The 20,064-nt window shown below is 68.5% G+C and carries 12 protein-coding genes; 11 read left to right on the forward strand and 1 reads right to left on the reverse strand.

Annotated elements, in window-relative coordinates:
* The first annotated feature begins 238 nt into the window (after positions 1 to 238).
* Positions 239 to 2,227, forward strand: a complete 1,989-nt coding sequence (locus BLQ73_RS23885) for a chaplin (RefSeq protein ID WP_093173563.1) — start codon at positions 239 to 241, stop codon at positions 2,225 to 2,227.
* A 592-nt stretch (positions 2,228 to 2,819) separates the two neighbouring features.
* Here the strand turns inward: BLQ73_RS23885 and BLQ73_RS23890 are convergent.
* On the reverse strand, positions 2,820 to 3,005 hold the full coding sequence (locus BLQ73_RS23890) for a DUF5703 family protein (RefSeq protein ID WP_143020406.1): 186 nt from the start codon (positions 3,003 to 3,005) through the stop codon (positions 2,820 to 2,822).
* A 226-nt stretch (positions 3,006 to 3,231) separates the two neighbouring features.
* On the opposite strand from BLQ73_RS23890, the gene topA reads away from it, so the two are divergent.
* The 10 genes from topA (at position 3,232) to BLQ73_RS23940 (ending at position 20,039) form a co-directional block, all read left to right on the forward strand.
* Complete coding sequence (topA, locus tag BLQ73_RS23895; protein ID WP_093173565.1) at positions 3,232 to 5,871, forward strand: type I DNA topoisomerase; 2,640 nt, start codon at positions 3,232 to 3,234, stop codon at positions 5,869 to 5,871.
* Between the two features lie 666 nt (positions 5,872 to 6,537).
* Positions 6,538 to 7,890: an FAD-binding oxidoreductase gene (locus tag BLQ73_RS23900; protein WP_218125992.1), complete on the forward strand. Its 1,353-nt coding sequence runs from the start codon at positions 6,538 to 6,540 to the stop codon at positions 7,888 to 7,890.
* Between the two features lie 60 nt (positions 7,891 to 7,950).
* On the forward strand, positions 7,951 to 8,895 hold the full coding sequence (locus tag BLQ73_RS23905; RefSeq protein ID WP_093173569.1) for an amidohydrolase family protein: 945 nt from the start codon (positions 7,951 to 7,953) through the stop codon (positions 8,893 to 8,895).
* A 134-nt stretch (positions 8,896 to 9,029) separates the two neighbouring features.
* Positions 9,030 to 10,379 carry an MFS transporter gene (locus tag BLQ73_RS23910; RefSeq protein ID WP_176955634.1) on the forward strand — a complete coding sequence of 450 codons (1,350 nt, stop codon included), beginning with the start codon at positions 9,030 to 9,032 and terminating at the stop codon, positions 10,377 to 10,379.
* A 9-nt stretch (positions 10,380 to 10,388) separates the two neighbouring features.
* A complete protein-coding gene (locus BLQ73_RS23915; protein WP_093173573.1) occupies positions 10,389 to 12,170 on the forward strand; it encodes an amidohydrolase in 1,782 nt (593 codons plus the stop codon).
* Positions 12,171 to 12,196: 26 nt separating this feature from the next.
* Complete coding sequence (locus BLQ73_RS23920) at positions 12,197 to 13,645, forward strand: amidase (protein ID WP_218125993.1); 1,449 nt, start codon at positions 12,197 to 12,199, stop codon at positions 13,643 to 13,645.
* Between the two features lie 415 nt (positions 13,646 to 14,060).
* Complete coding sequence (gene tmk / locus BLQ73_RS23925) at positions 14,061 to 16,127, forward strand: dTMP kinase (RefSeq protein ID WP_093173577.1); 2,067 nt, start codon at positions 14,061 to 14,063, stop codon at positions 16,125 to 16,127.
* A gap of 93 nt (positions 16,128 to 16,220) precedes the next feature.
* Entirely contained in the window at positions 16,221 to 17,396 is a 1,176-nt protein-coding gene (locus BLQ73_RS23930) for a DNA polymerase III subunit delta' (RefSeq protein WP_093173579.1), read from the forward strand.
* A gap of 262 nt (positions 17,397 to 17,658) precedes the next feature.
* A complete protein-coding gene (locus BLQ73_RS23935; RefSeq protein ID WP_093173645.1) occupies positions 17,659 to 18,531 on the forward strand; it encodes a PSP1 domain-containing protein in 873 nt (290 codons plus the stop codon).
* The gene (locus BLQ73_RS23940) at positions 18,531 to 20,039 is read left to right on the forward strand and encodes an alpha/beta hydrolase (protein ID WP_093173581.1); all 1,509 of its coding nucleotides are present in this window, start codon (positions 18,531 to 18,533) and stop codon (positions 20,037 to 20,039) included. The genes BLQ73_RS23935 and BLQ73_RS23940 overlap by 1 nt, the downstream gene beginning before the upstream one ends.
* The last annotated feature ends 25 nt before the right edge of the window (positions 20,040 to 20,064 follow it).

Here is a 20,064-nt window from a genome sequence, read left to right on the forward strand (position 1 = left end):
CAGGGGTTCACGAGCCGGAGCGACTCACACGCCGGTGAATCTCTCCCGCAGCTCCAGCCCAGGCCCAGCTCGGCCATCGAACACCGGACAGAGCCCCGCATACGGGCGATCGTCAGCTTCTCTCCCTCGTGAACACCGGGGCTTCCGCTGTGCGCGGAGCCGAAGTACGGCTCCCGCACGCCCCGATCCCGCTCACGACACGTCAGGTACCCCCAAAGAACCACCAAGGAGTTCAACCATGCGTACGTGGACTAAAGCATCGGCTCCCGCCGCTCTTCTCGCGGTCGCCGTCATGTCCATGGGCGGTACGGCTTTCGCCGACACCGACGGCCGCAGCTCGGTCGGCGGCGGCAACCAGATCAACCTGCCCGTCACCCTTCCGATCGACATCAGCGGCAACGGGGTCGGGGTGCTGGGCGACGCGACCGCCGGCTCCAAGGGCGGCGCCTCCGTGGAGAGCGCGCCGCAGAGCGGGAGCAGCGGTGCCCCGGGCACCACCTCCGGCACCAGCAGTGTCCTCGGCGGCAACCAGGTCAACGCCCCGATCACCGCCCCCGTCAACGCCTGCGGCAACGCGATCTCGCTGGTCGGCAACTCCGACGCTGGCTGCCAGGGCGGCTCGTCGGTCAAGGACACCGGTTCGTCCCGCGGCGGCGGCAAGGCTTCGGGCAACCGTACCGACGGCCGCAGCTCGGTCGCCGGCGGCAACCAGGTCAACGCCCCGATCACCGCTCCGGTCAACGTCTGCGGCAACGCGATCGCCATCTTCGGCAACGCGACGGCGGGCTGCACGGGAGGCTCCTCGGTCACCAGCGGCGGCTCCGGGGGCGGCGCGGGAGGCAACACCACGTCGGGCCGGTCCTCGGTCGGCGGCGGCAACCAGGTGGTCGCGCCGATCACCGCTCCGATCAACATCTGCGGCAACGCGATCGCCATCCTCGGCAACGCGTTCTCGTCCTGCAAGGGCGGCAGCTCCGTCACCCAGAAGCCCCCGCACAAGCCCCCGCACAGCGCCTACCACCGCGCGGGCGGCGGTTCGAAGGGCAACGACACCGACGGCCGGTACGGCGTCGGCAGCGGCAACCAGGTGATCGCGCCGATCACCGCCCCGGTCAACGTGTGCGGCAACGCCGTCGGCAACGCGGTGGCGGGCTGCGAGGGCGGCAGCTCCGTCAAGGGCCAGGCGGGCGGCGGCGCTGGTGGCAACACCACGTCGGGCCGGTCCTCGGTCGGCGGTGGCAACCAGGTGGTCGCGCCGATCACCGCCCCGGTCAACGTCTGCGGCAACGCGGCCGCGGTCCTCGGGCAGGCGTTCGCGAAGTGCAAGGGCGGCATCACGCTGAAGCAGAGCGCGGGCAAGGGCTCCGGCAACAACCGGACCTCCGGCTCCAGCAGCGTCCTCGGCGGCAACCAGGCCGTCGCCCCGATCACCGCCCCGGTGAACGTGTGCGGCACCTCCGCCGCGGTGCTCGGCAGCAGCAAGTCGTCCTGCAAGGGCGGCGCGTCGGTCTCGCAGAAGGGGGCTCCGTCCGCTGGTGGCAACACCACGTCGGGCCGCTCCTCGGTCGGCGGTGGCAACCAGGTGGTCGCGCCGATCACCGCCCCGGTCAACGTCTGCGGCAACGCGGTGGCCGTGCTTGGTGACGCCGCCGCCGGCTGCCTCGGCGGGGCCCACGTCGGCACCCCCGACCACAAGCACACGCCGCGTCCCAAGCCCACCCCGACCCCCACCGCCTCCACGCAGCCCACCAGCAAGGCCACCGGCAAGGCCGGTAGCCCGCTGTCCTCGCTTCCCGCCGTCGGCAACCTGACCCAGCAGGCGCAGAGCGCCAAGCTGCCGGTGGTCGGCGACGTCGCCCAGACCATCGGCCTCCCGGCGATCCCCAGCACGCCGGGCATGCCCACCACGCCGATGCGTTCGAACGACGGCAAGGGCGCCAAGGGAGCTAAGGGCACCAAGACCGTCAAGCCCGGTACGGCCGGAAGCCCGCTGTCCGTCGCTTCCCCGATCACCGAGCTCGTCGGCTCGACCCCGGCCGGCAGCGCCGTCGGCCAGGCCACCTCGGCTCTGCCCCTCGGCAACATCGGCCTGATGAGCGCCGAGCAGCCCGCCGGCCTCACCGGCATGAACAGCGGCTCGCTGTTCGCCCTGGTGATGGGCGCCATGTTCGCCGCCTCGGCCAGCCTGTTCGCCGCGACCCGCCGGTTCCGCCTCGGCCGCCGCTAAGCGGAAGCGGCCCGGAAGGGCCCGGCGAGGCGGCTGAAGCCGTACAGCCTCACTCGACACAGCCTCTCTCGACACAGCCTCTCTCGACCACGTTGACACCCCCGTCCTGTCGCACACGGGGCGGGGGTCTCCACCCGCGGGCCCCGGGGAACAAGCGGCCCGCGGGTTGGTCGAACACGTGGTCGGACAGGTCAGAGCAGGTCGAAAGGGCCGTACGGAGGTCTCGCTCGGCCGGTGTCACCGGATGCCGGGCCCAGGCTGAAAAAGCCATCCATATTCGGCCCGCATAGCGTTAAAGATCACACTGCGCCCGTCAGTAAAGACAAGGCGCCACAACTGAAGACAGCAGCGCGTCTGCCGCGATCTCGCATCGTGGAAAGCCGAAAAGTTTTTGCCCGTTCCGGCGGCATGGTCCGGGGCGGGCAAAGCCATGTGCGGGCCTCGGTCTGAGGCCGGTGTTCGGCGGCCCGGCGCCGGGGCGCGATGGCAGGGTTCTGGGGGCGTTTACGGCCCGGGCGCCAGTGCGTGAGGCCGAGTTGGTCGATCCTCCCCCACGGGAGGGAAATTCCGGGGTCAGAGGCTTGACAGGGCGTCAGAGAGTGCGGACAACCCGTATTATCTTCCGGCGGAGGCGCACCTTGCGGCTACCGTCGGGATACAGGCGCAGGCGGTCGAGTTCCCAGTCCCCGTGTTCCGCGTGGTCGGTGAGGATCTGGCGGGCCGCCTCCCGGGAGGTGCCACGCGGGATGTGGACATCCATGTAGGAGTAGTTGAGCACAGCTATTAGTCTCCGAGGGTGGGCTAGGGGACGTGAGGAGTCGCTGGGCCTTATTCTGCGTCCTTGTGGGTGTACCCGGAAGAGACCGGGTAACCCGAGGGGAAGGGAAACCCGGGCGACGGGTTACCGTCAGAATCGGTGTCGGCCCTCGGGCTCCGTCGTCCGCTAGCGCGGCGGGGCTTGCCCGACAGGGGGAACGGAAGCGAAGAGCGAGGTAGGAAGCAGCGTGCCAGCGAAGAACGGCAGCGCCGGCGGAACCCGCCTGGTGATCGTCGAGTCGCCGACCAAGGCGAAGAAGATCGCCGAGTACCTCGGGCGCGGCTTCACGGTGGAGTCCAGCATCGGTCATATCCGTGATCTTCCGGAGCGGGCCGACGACATTCCCGAGGAGTACAAGGGTGAGTCCTGGGCCCGGCTGGGCGTGAATGTCGAACATGAGTTCGAGCCGCTCTACGTCGTCAACCCCGACAAGGAATCCCAGGTCGCCAAGCTCAAGCGCCTTCTGAGGGAGGCCGACGAGCTCTACCTCGCCACCGACGAGGACCGCGAGGGGGAGGCGATCGCCTGGCACCTGCGCGAGGTCCTGCAGCCGAGGGTGCCGGTGCACCGCATGGTCTTCCACGAGATCACGCCTCAGGCCATCCGCGAGGCGGTGGCGAACCCGCGCGACCTCAACCTCCTGCTGGTGGACGCGCAGGAGACCAGACGCATCCTGGACCGCCTCTACGGTTACGAGGTCAGCCCGGTGCTCTGGAAGAAGGTCAAGCCGCGCCTGTCGGCCGGGCGGGTGCAGTCGGTGGCGACGCGGCTGGTGGTGGAGCGCGAGCGCGAGAGGCTGAAGTTCACCGCCGCGCACTACTGGGACCTTTCCGCGCTCTTCGATACCGGCAAGAAGGAAGAGCCGCACGATTTCACCGCCACCCTCTCGGGGGTGGACGGGCGCAAGGTGGCGCAGGGGCGCGACTTCGCCTCCACGGGCCGGCTGAAGAACGCCGACGTGCTCCACCTGGACGAGGAGGCGGCGCGTGCCCTCGCCGGGCGGCTCACGGGCGCGGCGTTCAAGGTCAAGTCTGTTGAGCGCAAGCCGTACACCCGCAAGCCGTATCCGCCGTTCCGCACCACCACGATGCTGCAGGAGGCCAGCCGGAAGCTGGGCTTCTCCGCGAAATACACCATGCAGGTGGCGCAGCGGCTCTACGAGAACGGCTACATCACCTACATGCGTACCGACAGCATCACGCTGTCGGAGACCGCGGTGACCGCGGCGCGGTCGCAGGCGGTCAAGCTGTACGGCAAGGCCTACGTGCCGGACAAGCCTCGCGTCTACACCAGCAAGGTGAAGAACGCGCAGGAGGCGCACGAGGCGATCCGCCCGTCGGGTGAGGAGTTCCGCACTCCCGGCGAGACCGGCCTCAGTGGCGACATGTTCCGGCTTTACGAGCTGATCTGGCAGCGCACGGTCGCCTCCCAGATGAAGGACGCCACCGGCGAGTCCGTGACCGTGAAGGTGGGCGGTTCGTCGAACTCCGGGGAGAAGGTCGAGTTCACCGCGACCGGGCGGACGATCACCTTCTACGGCTTCCTCAAGGCTTATGTGGAGGGCGCCGACGACCCGTCGACGGATCGGGACGACTCGGAGAAGCGGCTGCCCAACCTGGTGGAGGGCGACCCGCTCACGGCCAGTGGGATCACGCCGCTCAGCCACACGACCAAGCCGCCGGCGCGTTACACCGAGGCGTCGCTCACCAAGGAACTGGAAGACCGTGAGATCGGTCGGCCGTCCACCTATCCGGCGATTCTCGGCACGATCCTCGACCGGGGATACGTGTTCAAGAAGGGCACCGCGCTGGTGCCGTCCTTCCTGGCGTTCGCCGTGGTCAACCTGCTGGAGCAGCACTTCGGCAACCTGGTCGACTACGAGTTCACCGCGCGCATGGAGGACTGCCTCGACTCGATCGCCCGCGGCGAGGCCGACCGGGTGCTGTGGCTGCGCCGCTTCTACTTCGGCGAGGCCGACGACGAGGGTCTGAAGGACATGGTCACCGATCTCGGCGAGATCGACGCCAAGGAGATCAGCTCCTTCCCGATCAGAGGCACCGACATCGTCATCCGGGTCGGGAGATACGGGCCCTATCTCGACAGAGACGGCGCCCGGGTCAACGTCCCCGAGGATCTCGCCCCTGACGAGCTGACCGCCGAGCGGGCCGAGGAGCTGTTCAAGCAGCCGTCCGGCGACCGCGAGCTCGGCCTTGACCCGGTCAGCGGCCACAAGATCGTCGCCAAGTCCGGGAGATACGGGCCTTACGTGACCGAGATCCTTCCGGAGGAGGTCACGGAGAAGAAGACCAAGAAGAAGGACGTGGTCAAGCCGCGCACCAGCTCGCTGTTCAAGTCGATGGACATCGCGACCGTCACCCTGGAGCAGGCGCTCCAACTGCTGTCGCTGCCGAGGAGCCTCGGCGAGCTCGACGGTGAGGAGGTGGTCGCCTCCAACGGGAAGTTCGGGCCCTATGTGAAGAAGGGCAAGGAGTCGCGGTCGCTGCCCTCGGAGGAGGAGCTTCTCACCGTCACGCTCGACCAGGCCAAGGAGCTGCTGGCGCAGCCGAAGCAGCGTGGCCGCGGGCGGGCGGCAGCGGCTCCGCCGCTCCGCGAGCTGGGGGACGACCCCACCTCCAAGAAGCCGGTGCTCGTGAAGGAGGGGCGTTTCGGCCCCTACGTCACCGACGGCGAGACCAACGCCTCCCTCCGCAAGGGGGACACGGTCGAGGACATCACGATCGAGAGGGCCGCCGAGCTGCTCGCCGAGCGCCGGGCCAAGGGGCCGGCCCCCAAGCGCACCACGCGTACGAAGGCCGCGGCCAAGTAGATGTGCCCTGCCGCTGGTGTACGGCACGGCCGTGCCGTACACCAGGCGCTGGACGTGGATGCTGTCATCTCGGCCCCGCCGTCTTCCGGCGTGACGCAGGGACGAATCTAATCACCCTAATCAATTGACTGAATGTCAGGGCTTTTGACGTCTTGTCTGCTCTTATCCGGGCGTGTTAGGGTCCATTAACTCTAATGATTCCGCTCTTTGCCCGTCTCAGAGTAGAAGTGGTCCATAGATCAACATCGGGTAGCGCCGTCCCCGGGGTTTCGACCGGAGCCCTCGGGCCGACATGACCAGGACGCATCCGAGGCGCGACCCCGACCGTGTCTCGCCAGGAAACGCCGGCGCCTGACCGCCACGAGCCCGCACCTCTTTTCCGTTCGGTCTTTCTTTCTTTTCAACGCAGGTACTTCAATGCAGGTCCTTTCAATGCGGGCCAACGCTTCCGTCTCGTAGCGAGATGTCGGCCGCCGGCCGCGTGAACGACCGTTCTCCTGCCATCGTCCAAGCTGAACTTCCTCGGCTTACGACCCATGCCGTCAGACAGACATATTCGCCACTCTCCGTCTTCCTGTCTTCCCGTTGACCAAGGAGGAAGAGGTAGTGATTCCTTTACGCCGAACGATGACCACGGACGAACTACGGGAAAGAACCGCCGGCCCCGTGTTCCTTCCCGGTGGCAGCGGCTACGAGCCGGAGGCCGACGCCTACAACACGGCGTGTATTCATCGTCCCGCCGTGGTGGTGGGCGCGATGAACACCCAGGACATCGCCGACGCGGTCACCTACGCCTCAGGCCGCGACCTGGCGGTGGCCGTACAGTGCACCGGGCACGGCGCCTTTGTCCCCGCGAACGACGCGGTTCTCCTCAGCACCCGCCGGATGACGAGAATGACGATCGACCCCGTCGCGCGCACCGCGCGCATACAAGCGGGAGTCCGGTGGAAACAGGTCATCGAGGCGGCGGCGCCGTACGGCCTCGCCCCGCTGAACGGCTCGTCGCCGTCGGTGGGCGCCGTGGGATTCACCTTGGGCGGCGGACTCGGCCCGCTAGGACGCCGGTACGGCTTCGCCGCCGACAACGTGCGCACGTTGGAGATGGTCACCGCGGACGGTCGCGTACGCGTCGTCGATCAGGATCGCGAACCCGACCTGTTCTGGGCCGCGCGCGGCGGAAAAGGCAACTTCGGCATCGTGAGCTCGATGCAGGTGGATCTTTTCCCGGTCCCGAGAATCCACGGCGGCGGTGTCTACTTCGATGGCGTCGACGCACCCGCGGTGCTCCACGCTTTCCGAGAATGGGTCTGGACCTTGCCGGAGGACTTCGCGGCCTCGGTCGCGTTGATCAAACTGCCGGACCTGCCCAGGGTCCCCACGCCGGTGCGGGGGAAGTTCGTCGCCCATCTTCGGGTGGTCTATCTCGGTGAGGCGGCGGAAGGCGACCGGCTGCTCGCCCCCATGCGAAAAGCCGCTCCCGTCGTCCTCGACACCGTGCGGGACATGCCGTACAGCGAGGTCGGCTCCGTCTACAACGACCCCCCGGATCCGTTTCCCTTCTGGGAGCGGGCCACCCTGCTGCGGGCATTGCCCGAGGAGGCGGTGGAAAGCCTGGTGAGCCTGGGCGGAGCCGATTCAGGCAGCCCCTTCAACCTCATCGACATCCGCCGCATGGGGGGAGCGCTCGGCCGCTCTCCTGAGCCCGCCAACGCCGTCGGCGGCAGGGACGGAGAATTCTCCGTCACCATCTTCGGCTCCCTGCTCACCCACCGGGAGCGGGACATGAACGAGCGGGTCACACGCTTGTTCGAGGCGTTGTCGCCGTACAGCACGGGCGCGGGCCTGCTGAACTTCCAAGGAAACGCGCACACGCCCGACGACGTGGCGCGCGTCTGGCCCGCCGCCACCTATCGGCGGCTTCAGGAGATCAAACGCGCCTACGACCCGCGGAACGTCTTCCGCGGCGCGTATCCCATTCCTCCGGGACCCTCGGCATCCACGGACCGCCGACCGTCCTGAAACGCGCCGGGTTCCTCCCGGCGGCCGAAACCACTTCATCGACTTGAGGGGCGATGGCTCATGCGCATTGACGTCCACTGCCACTACTACCCCGACGACTACATAGCCTTGCTGGAATCCCACGGCGTCGACGTCGCGGTCACCCGCGGCCTGGGCGCGGACGGGAGCGACGAATCCATGGCGCGGCGGTTCAGGCTCATGGACGAGGCCAAAGTCGACCTGCAGATCCTGTCGCCGGCGTCCTCCCAGCCGTACTTCGACGATGCGGAAACGGCCGTGGCCGCCGCGCGGCTGGTCAACGACCGGCACGCCGAGGCGGTCAAAGCCCACCCGTCGCGCTTTCGCGCCTTCGCCAGCCTGCCTCTTCCTCACCCCGAGGCCGCGCTGGAGGAACTCGACCGGGCCATGGACGGCCTCGGCATGGTGGGAGTGTCCATCACCACGAGCGTCCTCGGCCGCACACTCGCCGATCCGATGTTGGAGCCGATCTACGCGGAGCTTGACCGCCGGGGCGCCACGCTCTTCATCCACCCGGCCGGGTGTGGCATCGACTCGCATATGATCACGGATCAGCGCCTCGAATGGCTGGTGGGGGCGCCGATCGAGGACCTCATGGCCCTCACCCACATCCTGAAATCGGGTGTGCCTCTGCGATACGAGCGGATGAACATCATCGTTCCGCATCTCGGTGGCGGTCTTCCTTTCCTCATGCAGAGGTTTGACAACAGCGCCGCCGCCGGCAACACCAACTGGCCGGCCAAGCCCAGTGATCTCGCCCGACGTGTGTGGTACGACACCGTCTCCTGGAGTCAGGCGGCCTTCCGCTGCACCACGGACGTCATCGGAGCCGACCGGCTTCTCTTCGGCACCGACTTCCCGTATTGCTCCGAAGCCCAGTATGTGTCGGCCACGAATTACTACGCCGGCCCTGAACTCACCGACGCCCAACGGAAGGCCATCGACGGCGGTACCGCGGCCCGCCTTCTCGGCCTCGACGCCATCTGACTTCTGGTCGCGCCGCCCGGCGTTCCGCCGGCACGGGGACCGCGACCACCTCACTGCTGACGACTCGATCGGGGGATCGAACCACCTGGCTTTACCAGAGAAAGAGGTCGGCTATGGCCGGTCAAACCGATGACGTGGATGTACGTACCGAGTTGAACGAGGCGAGCGTCAAGCCCTTCCATTGGAGGCTTGTCTTCCTCGTCTTCATCGCGATCCTGTTCGACGGTTATGACACCGTGATCCCCGCCTACGTCATCCACTTCGTGGCGGAGCCGTGGGGCCTGACGACCGTGCAGTCGGGGCTCCTCGTCTCGTCCGGACTGATGGGCTTCCTCGTGGGCTCCCTGTTCCACGGAGTGCTCGCCGATCGCATGGGACGCCGTCCTGTGCTCATCGCCGGACTGCTCATCACCGGAATCTTCACCCTGCTCACCGCGCTGCTCGCCAATTCCTTCGAGAGTTTCATCACTCTCCGGATCCTCACCGGCCTGGGGCTGGGCATCATCATGCCGCTCGGCACGATCTACGTGAACGAGTTCGCGCCGGGGAAAGTACGCAACAGGCTCGCCGTCCTGGCGGCGATGGGCTTTCCCCTCGGCGGTGTCGCCGCCTCGCTCATCGGCCTCACTCTGACGCCGTCGTTCGGATGGCAGATTCTGTTCTGGATCGGCTCGGGTGCCTTGATCGTCGGGGCGGTGTACATCGCGGTCTTCCCCGAGTCGGTGGAGTTCCTCGTCGCCAATGGCCGGCAGCGGGAGGCCGCGCGCCTGCTGGCCCGCATTCGGCCTGAGCGCGCGGATGTCTACGCCCGCGCGACCCTGGTCGCGGCCGCCCGCACGGGGTCCGGAAAGGACTGGCTGATTCCGCTCAAGGCGACGTTCCTCCGGCGCAGCCTCGCCCTGTGGGGGGCGTCGTTCTTCCTGCTCCTCGGTATTTACGCGCTGACCGGGTGGCTGCCCACCCTGATGATCGAGCGAGGGGAGGGCTTCACCCTGGGATTCGCCTTCGGCGCGATCTTCCCCGGCGTTTCCGCGATCGGCGGCCTGGTGGGTGCTTATGTCGCCGACGGCAGGGTCGGCACGCGCCGCGGCCTCATGTTGTGGTGCGCTTTCGGGGCAGTCTCGGCGCTGGTGCTCGCCCTGATCAACACCCGGGTGACGAATATCATCGCCGTCGCGGGAGCCGGATTCTTCATCATCGGCGGGCAGTTCATCCTCAACAACCTCTGCGCCGCGATCTATCCCATGCAGGCCCGCGGCACGGCCCAGGGCTACATGCTGGGGATCGGCCGGGCCGGAGGAATCCTCGGACCTCTCGCCGCGGGCTGGGTCCTGGGTGTCGCCGGCGGGACGGAGGCCGTCTTCGTCATGGTCACCATCGCCGCGGTGCTCGCGGGGTTGTGCGCGATATTCACCGCGGGAGCGGCCGTCCTTTCCCAGGGAGGGCCCGGCGTTACGAGGCCCAGCGAACAGACGAGCATCTGAGGGAGAAACGTGAACGACACCCGTTCATCGGCACTCGGCCCATCGGCATTCGGTGCGGACATGGTCGTGGTCAACGCCAACGTCATCACGGCCGACCCCGCGTTCCGTACGGCACAGGCCGTCGCCGTCACCCACGGCCGCTTCAGCGCCGTCGGCACGCAAGCCGAGGCGATGGCCCTGGCGGGGCCGCGAACCCGCGTGCTCGATCTGGCCGGCGCGACGGTGCTGCCCGGCTTTATCGACACCCACGGGCACCTTGGCATGTTCGGCAGGGAAAAGCATTACGTCGACCTCGCCGGGGCGCGATCGGTGGAGGACATCTGCGCCGCCATCCGCGCCGCGGCGGCGGCCACACCGCCAGGCACGCCCATTCTCACCACGCCGATAGGCGATCCGCCGTACTTCTTCGACATGCCGAAGGGGCTGGCGGAGGGCCGCTTCCCCAATCGGTGGGAGCTCGACAGGGCGGCCCCCGAGCATCCGGTCTACGTCACCGCTCCGACGCACCGGGTGCCCAACAGCGCGCTGTTCAACAGTCTCGCGCTGCGGCTCGCCGGGCTCCCGGACGGTGAGATTCCGCGCGGCGGGGCCAACCGGGTGCGTATCACCGAGGACTGCTATTGGCTGGACGGGATCGAGGTCGTCCGCGATCCGGTCACCGGAGACCCGACCGGCGAACTCCGCAACATGCAACCGGCGTACAACCCGTCCATATTCTTCGAGCGGCTCACCGCCTTCGCCCCTAAGCACACCTACGAATACATCCGCGAGGGCATCAGGAAGATGGCCCCGGATTTCCTCGCGGGCGGCACCACGACTCTGCTGGAAAATCATCTGACCCTGCCGGAGGAGATGCGGGCGTACGCCGAACTGGATCTCCCGCTGCGCGTCTTCTTCGCGTTCACCGTGGACTGGCGGCGCCCACTCGGCGAGATCGAGGACATGCTGCGCACCATCTCCTTCGCGGCGGGAGGAGGGTTCGGCAATGACCGGCTGCATATCGCCGGAGTGTGCATAGGCATCGACGGCCCGCACTGGCACGGCAGAGGCGTGGCGGACAATCCTTACCCCGGGCCCTACGGAGGCATGGTGATGCCGGGGCCTGTGGTGCCGCCGGAGATCTACCTCTCGATCGCGCGGCTGGCGGCCCGCCACGGGCTTCGCCTCCACACCTGCGTCGGCGGCAGAGGAGCCGTCCAGATCGTTCTCGACACCCTGTCCGAGATCGATAAGGAGTTCGCCCTCAAAGACCGGCGCTGGGTGCTCGAACACGCCGAGTTCGCCACCCGGGCGCAGATCGCCGAGTGCGGGCGGCTGGGCGTCGTTCCCACGACCACCACGAATTTCATCTGGGGGAAAGGGGCGGAGGTCTTCCTCGACCGTATGGGGCCGGATTACGCCGACAACGCCGTTCCGCTGCGCTGGTGGCTGGACGAAGGGGTGCCCGTCGCGCAGAGCACGGACTGGGGGCCTCACGAGGCGATGTTCACGCTCTGGCAGTCACTGGCGAGAAAGGTCGGCCTGACCGGGGAGGTCCTCGGGCCCGATCAGCGGATCTCCCGGGAAGAGGCCATCCGCATCTTCACCAACAACGGCGCGCACGCGCTGTTCATGGAGAACGAACTCGGCTCGATCGAAACCGGGAAGCTCGCCGATCTCGTCGTTCTCTCCGACGACCCGGTGACGTGCGCCGAGGACGACATCAAAGACATCGAAGTTCAGGCGACGGTCATCGGCGGCCGGGTCGTGCACGGCCGCGGTGCCTTCTCATCTCTTGTGGAGCGGCAATGAATCACACCAGTCCTGAAATCGCATTCATGTCGGCAGCGCAGATGGCCGAGCTGGTGCGGCACCGTAAGATCTCGCCCGTCGAGCTGGTCGAGGCGTGCATTGATCTGATCGAGCGGCGCGATCCCGAGCTCAACGCATTCACCTTCAAGGGATACGACGACGCGCGCCGCGTCGCCCGGGAGGCCGAGGACGCGGTGATGAAGGGTGTGGAGGTCGGTCCTCTGCATGGTGTGCCGACGGCCATGAAAGACCTCTACGACTTCAAACCGGGATGGGTGTCCACCTACGGCGGCATCCCCGCCTTCGCGCGCTTCGTAGCCAACTTTTCGTGCCTGTGGGTCGAGCGGATGGAGCGGGCCGGCGCGATCATCCTGGGCAAGACCAACAGCCCGGTGATGGGCATGCGGGCGACCACGGACAATCCTCTATTCGGGCCGACGAGGAATCCGTTCGATCTCACCAGGAACGCGGGTGGCTCCTCCGGCGGGAGCGCCGCCGCGGTCGCGGACGGCCTGGTTCCCTTCGCCGAGGGGAGCGACGCCGGCGGCTCGATCCGCATTCCGGCCGCCTGGTGCGGGATTTACGGGTTCAAGTCGTCGGCCGGGCGGGTGCCCACCGTCATTCGGCCCAACGGGTTCGGCGGGTTCAACCCGTTCCTGCACGAAGGCATGATGACGCGGAGCGTGCGGGACGCGGCCCTGGGCCTTCAGGTCCTGTCAGGCTATGACCCTCGCGATCCGATGAGCATCGACCAGCCCACCGATTTCCTCGCCGACATGGAACGGTCCATCCGAGGATGGCGGATCGCCTACAGTCCCGATTTCGGCGCCTATCCCGTCGACGACCAGGTCGCCGAGCGGGTGGCGGAAGCCGTACGCGCGTTTGAAGAGGCGGGAGCGACGGTCGAAGAAGTCGACATCGACTTCACCTACAGTCACACCGAGCTGACCGACATGTTCTCGCGTCTGATCTCGACGCGGAACGCGGAGGTCGTGGAGAATTTCAAGGCCCAGGGCGTCGACCTCGTCGCTGACCACCCGGAGCAGATCCCCCCGGAGCTCCACGAGCTGATCGCGGCCGGATACCGTGTCTCCGCGCTGGATCTGGCCCGCGAGCAGCGCATGCGCACACAGATCTTCGACACCATCCAGTCGGTGTTCAGCACCTACGACCTTCTCATCACTCCGACCGCGGCCACCGCGGCCGTCCCCAACGCCACCGACGGACTGACCAGGGGGGTGACTGAGATCAAGGGGGAGAAGGTCAGCCCGGTGTTCGGCTGGTGCCTCACCTATCTGATCAACCTGACCGGGCATCCGGCGGCGTCCATTCCGGCGGGCTTGACCCGCGAGGGGCTGCCCGTCGGCATGCAGATCATCGGACGGCGCCGCAACGACGGCGACGTCATCGCGGCCAGTGCCGCTTTTGAGGCGGTACGGCCCTGGCAGCAGATATACGGCAAGAATTCAGCCTGATGTCGGAGGGTGCCTCTTTCCTCGGTACTTATGCCGCCTTCCGTACCATGGGCGGGTATCGGGGAAAGAGGTACTCAGTGATCTCCGGGTTCTTCGTCACGGGTTGATCGTCGCCGTGGCGGCCCACCTGTACCTGTGGCACCGCCTGGTCAGGGCCACCACCCGGCCGGGGCGCATCCGCCGGTGGCTGACCGCGCTCACGGTCGTCCTCGCCGCCCTCGTGCCCCTGCGGCATGACGGCAGCCCGTTGGACTTGTGGAATCTATGCGTCACAAAGCGGACGCATTACGCGAATGTGCCCTGCGAAGCACTGCCCGAAGGCACTACCCTCAGGCGTCGAGCATCGGGCGCACGCTGCCCGGTCCGCATTCCGCATTCCCTCAAGCCTGACAAATCCCCTGGATACGCTGACATTATGACCACCCCTGGCCGGTCCGCCGCGCGGCGAAAGCCTCCGCACGCGCTGACAAGCGGCCCATTCCGCAGGCTGTGGACGGCCATGTCGATCCACGGTCTCGGCGACTGGCTGAGCCTCGTCGCGCTCACCGCCGTCGCGGGCACCCTCACCGCGGGGTCCGGCTATCGGGCGCAGGCGCTGGCGGTCGGGGGCGTCCTCCTCGCGAAGCTGCTGCCCGCCGTCCTGCTCGGCCCGCCTGCGGCGGCCCTCGCCGGCCGGTTCGACCGGCGGCTGACGATGGCCGGCGCGAATCTCGCGATGTTCGCGCTCGTCCTGTCCGTCCCCCTGGTCGGCACCTACCTCTGGACGATCATCGCGGTCGTCCTCCTCGAACTCGCCGCCCTGCTCTGGGCGCCGGCCAAAGACTCGGCGGTCGCGAGCCTCGTGCCGAAGGAGCGCCTGACCTCCGCGAGGAGCCTCAACCTCCTCGCCGCGTACGGCACCGCCCCCGTCGCCGCCGCCCTCTTCGTCGTCGTGGCGGTCGCCACCGATCTCGGGCGCAGCCTCTCACCCGGGTTCACCGCGCGGCCCACGGATGTCGCCCTCCTGGTCAACGCGGCGATCTACCTGGCCTCGGCCGCCTGCCTGCTCACGCTCAAGATCCCGCCGGGGCAGGCCTCCGCCGTCCCCGTGCCGTCGATCCTCCGGCAGATCACCGCAGGGTGGCGGCACCTCGCGGCGGACCGCCCGGTCCGCGGCCTGATCGTCGGCATGCTGGGCGCCGTCGCCGCCGTGGGCGCGGTGGTCTCCGTGGCACGGACGCACATCGGGCCCGGGGCCCTCGGCGGGGGCGACGCGGCCTACGGCACGCTGCTCGGAGCGGTCTTCCTCGGCATGGCCTTCGGCCTGTCCCTCGGCCCGCGCACGCTGCGCGAGCTGTCGCGAGGGCGCCTGTTCGGCCTGTCGATCATCTCCGTGGGCGTCCTCCTGGCCGCCGCCGCGCTGATCCACAACCTGGTCGTCGTGGTGCTGCTGACCGGTGCCCTCGCCGCGTGCGCGGGCATCGCCTGGAGCGTCGGCCTTTCGGCGGTCGACGCGCAGGCGGGCGACCTCGGCCGGGGCCGTACGCTGTCGTTCCTCCAGGCGGGGGCGCGTGCCGCGCTGATCGTCGCGGTGCTGGTGGCAGCCCCGCTCGCCGGGCTGTTCGGCCACCACGTCGTCCGGATCGCGCCGGACGTGGTCTACCGTTTCGACGGGGCCAACCTGGTGCTGCTGGTCTGCGGGCTCCTGTCGGTCGTGCTGGGCATCGTGTCCCTGCGGCACGTGGAGGGCCGAGGGGGCGCGCCGCTGGCCACCGACCTGTTCGAGGCTCTTCGGGGGAGGAAACCGGTGGCTCACAGTGAAGACGACGACACGGGCGGGCTTTTCATCGCCTTCGAAGGCGGGGAGGGCTCCGGCAAGACCACCCAATCGAGGCTGCTCGCCATCTGGCTGCGCGACCAGGGCTTCGACGTGGTGCAGACCCGCGAACCCGGCTCCACCAAGGTCGGCATGCGCCTGCGCGCCATCCTGCTCGACGCCGCCCACCAGGGGCTCTCCGCGAGATCGGAGGCGCTGCTCTACTCCGCGGACCGCGCCGAGCACGTCGAGAAGGTCATCCGCCCCGCCCTCCAGCGCGGTGCCCTGGTCGTGACCGACCGCTACATCGACTCCTCGCTCGCCTACCAGGGGGCCGGCCGCGCGCTCGACTCCTCGGAGGTGGCCAAGCTCAACGAGTGGGCGACCGGCGGCCTCCTGCCCGACCTGACCGTGCTCATCGATGTGCCGCCGTCGATCGGGCTCACCCGCTTCGCCTCGCCCGCCGACCGCATCGAGGCCGAGCCGCTGGAGTTCCACGAGCGCGTGCGCCGGGAATTCCGCGCGCTCGCCGCCGCGGCCCCCGACCGCTACCTCGTCGTCGACGGCACCCTGCCCCAAGAGGAGGTCTCCCGGATCATCCAGGACCACGTGAGGGAGATCCTGCCCGACCCCGTCCCGCAGGAGTCCGAGGACTCCACCGGCACCATGCCCGCCATCCGCGACTAGTCGTCCCCCATCCGCGACTGGTCGTCCCCCATCCGGGACTGGTCGTCCGGCATTCGGCAAAGGATCTCGGGGAGAGGGCCTACCCTTCTGAAGGTGGGTCTCTTCGACGATTTGGTGGGTCAGGAGCAGGCGGTCGCCGTGCTCTCCCGCGCCGCCTCCGCCGCGGCCGAGGTGCTGACCGGCGGGCGCGGGGCCGGCATGACCCACGCCTGGCTGTTCACCGGGCCGCCCGGGTCCGGCAGGGAGGAGGCGGCCCGCGCCTTCGCCGCGGCGCTCCTGTGCCCCGACGGCGGGTGCGGGCACTGCGACCTGTGCCACCAGGTGCTGATCGGCTCGCACCCCGACCTGGAGACCGTCCGCCCGCAGGGCCTCTCCTACGGGGTCAAGGACACCCGCCGGCTCATCCTCCGCGCCGCGGGGGCGCCGACGCTCGGGCGCTGGCGCGTCGTGCTCTTCGAAGACGCCGACCGCGCCACGGAGGGCGCCTCCAACGCGCTGCTCAAGGCCATCGAGGAGCCGCCGCCGCGCACCGTCTGGCTGCTCTGCTCCCCGGCCCCCGACGACATGATGATCACCATCAGGTCGCGCTGCCGCGTCGTGACCCTGCGCACCCCGACGACGGCCGCCGTCGCCCACGTCCTGGCCACCAGAGACGGCATCGCCCCCGACCTCGCCGAGTTCGCCGCCAGAGCCTCGGGCGGCCACATCGAGCGGGCCCGCAGGCTCGCCCTCGACAACGACGTACGGCGCCGCCGCGAAGCCGTCCTGTCGATCCCCCGCACGCTGACCGGCGTCGGAGACTGCGTCGCCGCCGCGGAGAAACTCGTCAAGACGGCGGAGGAGGAGGCCGCCGCGGTCTCCTCCGTGCTCAACGAGGCCGAGACCACCGAACTGCGCAAGATCTACGGCGAGGGGTCCAGCGGCAAGGGGCTCAACAAGGGGCTCGTGCGCGGTGGCGCGGGGGCGCTCAAGGAGCTTGAGGAGCGTCAGAAGTCGCGGGCGACCCGCCTCAAGCGCGACGTCATCGACAGCGCGCTGCTCGACCTCGTGGCGTTCTACCGCGACGTGCTGGCCGTGCAGCTCGGGGCGCGGGTCGAACTGGCCAACGCCGACCTGCACCACGACCTCACGGCGCTCGCCCGGGCGTCCACCCCGGAGGGCACCCTCCGCCGCGTCGACGCGATCATGCTGTGCCGCGAGCGGCTCGCGGCCAACGTCAACCCGCAAATGGCCGTGGAGGCGATGACGCTGTCCCTGCGGCGGCCATGAATTTCGGCGGCCTGACGAGACCGGCACCGCACCGGGGACGTCGAGGTCACCCATCACGTGGTGACCGTGCTCCTGCCGCGGCTTCACTGACCGCTCCCCGCGGCGGGTTGTCGACGCTTGGCGGCTGCTTGGGCGCATGATCACATCGGGGTTTCCCGGAGTGATCGTGCGCCTCTGCCGATCCTCGCCCTCATCCGCGTATGGTGGCTTGAGTCGGGTAGGCCACGGACGGCCCCGAGGAGGCGAGCACGAGCCCATGGGCATGATCATGGCGGTGAGCTTCACTAGGTACGGGCGGCTTTACTACCTCGATCCGGGTGGGCACACGCCGAAGGTGGGGGACAAAGTCCTGGTTCCCACGGATTCGGGGCCAGAGGTTGCTGAATGCGTGTGGGCGCCCCAATGGGTGAGTGAGGATATCGACGGCCTTCCCGTATGCGCCGGACCGGCGAAGGACGAGCACCTTCAGCGCGACGAGGGCAACCGGAGGCGGCGGGCCGAGGCCCGCAGCGTGTCCAAGCGGCTCATCAAACGCCACACCCTGCCGATGAAGGTCGTCGGAGTCGACTACCTCGACAAGGACAACATCTACACCGTCTACTTCTCGGCCCCGCACCGGGTCGACTTCCGGGCTCTCGTCCGCGACCTGGCCCGCAATCTTCGTGCCCGGGTCGAACTCCGGCAGATCGGGCCCCGTGACGAAGCTCGCCTCCAAGGCGGTATCGGCCCATGCGGTCGCGATCTGTGCTGCGCCACCTTCCTCAAGGACTTCGAGCCCGTCTCCGTCCGCATGGCCAAAGATCAGGACCTTCCCGTCAACCCCCTGCGCATCGCCGGCGCCTGCGGGCGGCTGATGTGCTGTCTCAAGTTCGAGCACCCCCTGTATCAGGAGTTTCGCGCCTCAACCCCGCGAGTCGGGGTCGCGGTCGACACACCCGAAGGCGCGGGCACCGTGGTCGGCCACAACGTGCCGTCCGACTCGGTCATCGTGCGCCTCAACGACGGCGGGCGCCGGTGCGCCTGCTCCAAGGCCTCCGTCTGCGCGCCTCGCAAGGCACACGACGCGGCGTACGGCACCGCCACGTCGAGCGGCGGGACCAACGGGTCCCCCAGTGCCGGGGCGGGCGAGACGTGATGAGATTCGTTCGCCCGGCTCTCGCCGCGCTGGCCGCGGCGGGCCTTTTCGTGAGCGGTACGGGCTGCACGCAGGGAGTAGGCAGGACAACGACGAGCCCGGCGGCCGAGCCGCCCTCCGCGCAGAAGCTCGCGTGGCGCCCCTGCGGGGGCGAGTTCGAGTGCGCCAAGCTTCAGGTGCCGATCGACTACGGCAAGCCGAACGGCGAGAAGATCCAGATCGCCGTGATCCGCCTGCCGGCATCGGGACCCAACCGCATCGGATCGATCGTCGTCAACCCCGGCGGTCCGGGCGGTTCCGGGGTGCAATATGCGCGGGCGGCCCGCTCCGTCCTGAGCGACGAGGTTCGTCAGCGGTTCGATGTCGTGGGCTTCGACCCGCGAGGGGTGGGCGAGTCGGCTCCGGTGCGGTGTCTGTCGCCGCGCGAACTCGACGCCTATCTGTCCCTGGACAACACGCCTGACAAACCGGAGGAGGTCAAGGCGTATGAGGAGGGGGCGAAGCGGTTCGCGGCGGGCTGTGAGAGCGAGTCGGCCAGGCTTCTGCCGTACGTGGGCACCGTCAACGTCGCCCGGGACATGGATCGGCTTCGGGAGGCCCTGGGGGACAAGGGGCTGACCTATCTGGGCAAGTCGTATGGCACGATGATCGGCGCGGTTTACGCGGATCTGTTCCCCACGAAGGTGCGCGCCCTGGTGCTTGACGGCGCGGTTGATCCGTCGCTGTCGTCCATGGACGTCAACCTGACGCAGGCCAAGGGGTTCGAAACCGCCTATCGCGCGTTTTTGCAGGACTGCCTGGGGCATGCCGACTGCCCGTTCCGGGGGCGCACCGTCGACGAGGCCATGAAAGAGCTCACCGAGCTGCTGCGCCGTACGGACACCACGCCGCTGCGCAACAGCAGCGGCGACGGCCGCCACATCACCGAGCCGTGGGTCACCCTCGGCATCCTCACGCCGCTGTACGACCGCCGCTCATGGCCCACGCTGCGGCAGGCCCTCTCCGACGCGCTGCGCGGTGACGGCACGACGCTGCTGCGCATGGCCGATGTGCTGGTCGACCGGCGTCGCGACGGGACATACTCCAACCAGACCGAGTCCAACATGGCGGTCAACTGCGTCGACAGCCCCTATCCCACGTCCTTGTCGGCATTCACCAAGGCTGCCGGGGAAGCCGCGAAAGCGGCTCCCCACTTCGGTCCTCAGGTGATGTGGGGGTCGCTGCCGTGCGCGTTCTGGCCTGTGCCGGCCGATAAGCGCATCGCCCATCTCAGCGCCAAAGGCGCTCCGCCCATCCTGGTCATCGGAACCTACCGCGATCCCGCCACGCCGTACTCCTGGGCGCAGTCCCTCGCGAAGCAGCTGTCCTCTGGCGTACTGCTCAGCTATGACGGCGACGGGCATACCGCTTACTACACGGGGTCGTCGTGTGTGGATGACGCCGTTGACCGTTACCTCATCTCCCTCAAACCACCGGCGCCGGGTACGGTGTGCCCGAAGGTCGGCTGAGCGGTCAATACGCGTTAATACTTGA

This window comes from Sinosporangium album, from assembly GCF_900100605.1.
GTDB classification, from domain to species: domain Bacteria; phylum Actinomycetota; class Actinomycetes; order Streptosporangiales; family Streptosporangiaceae; genus Sinosporangium; species Sinosporangium album.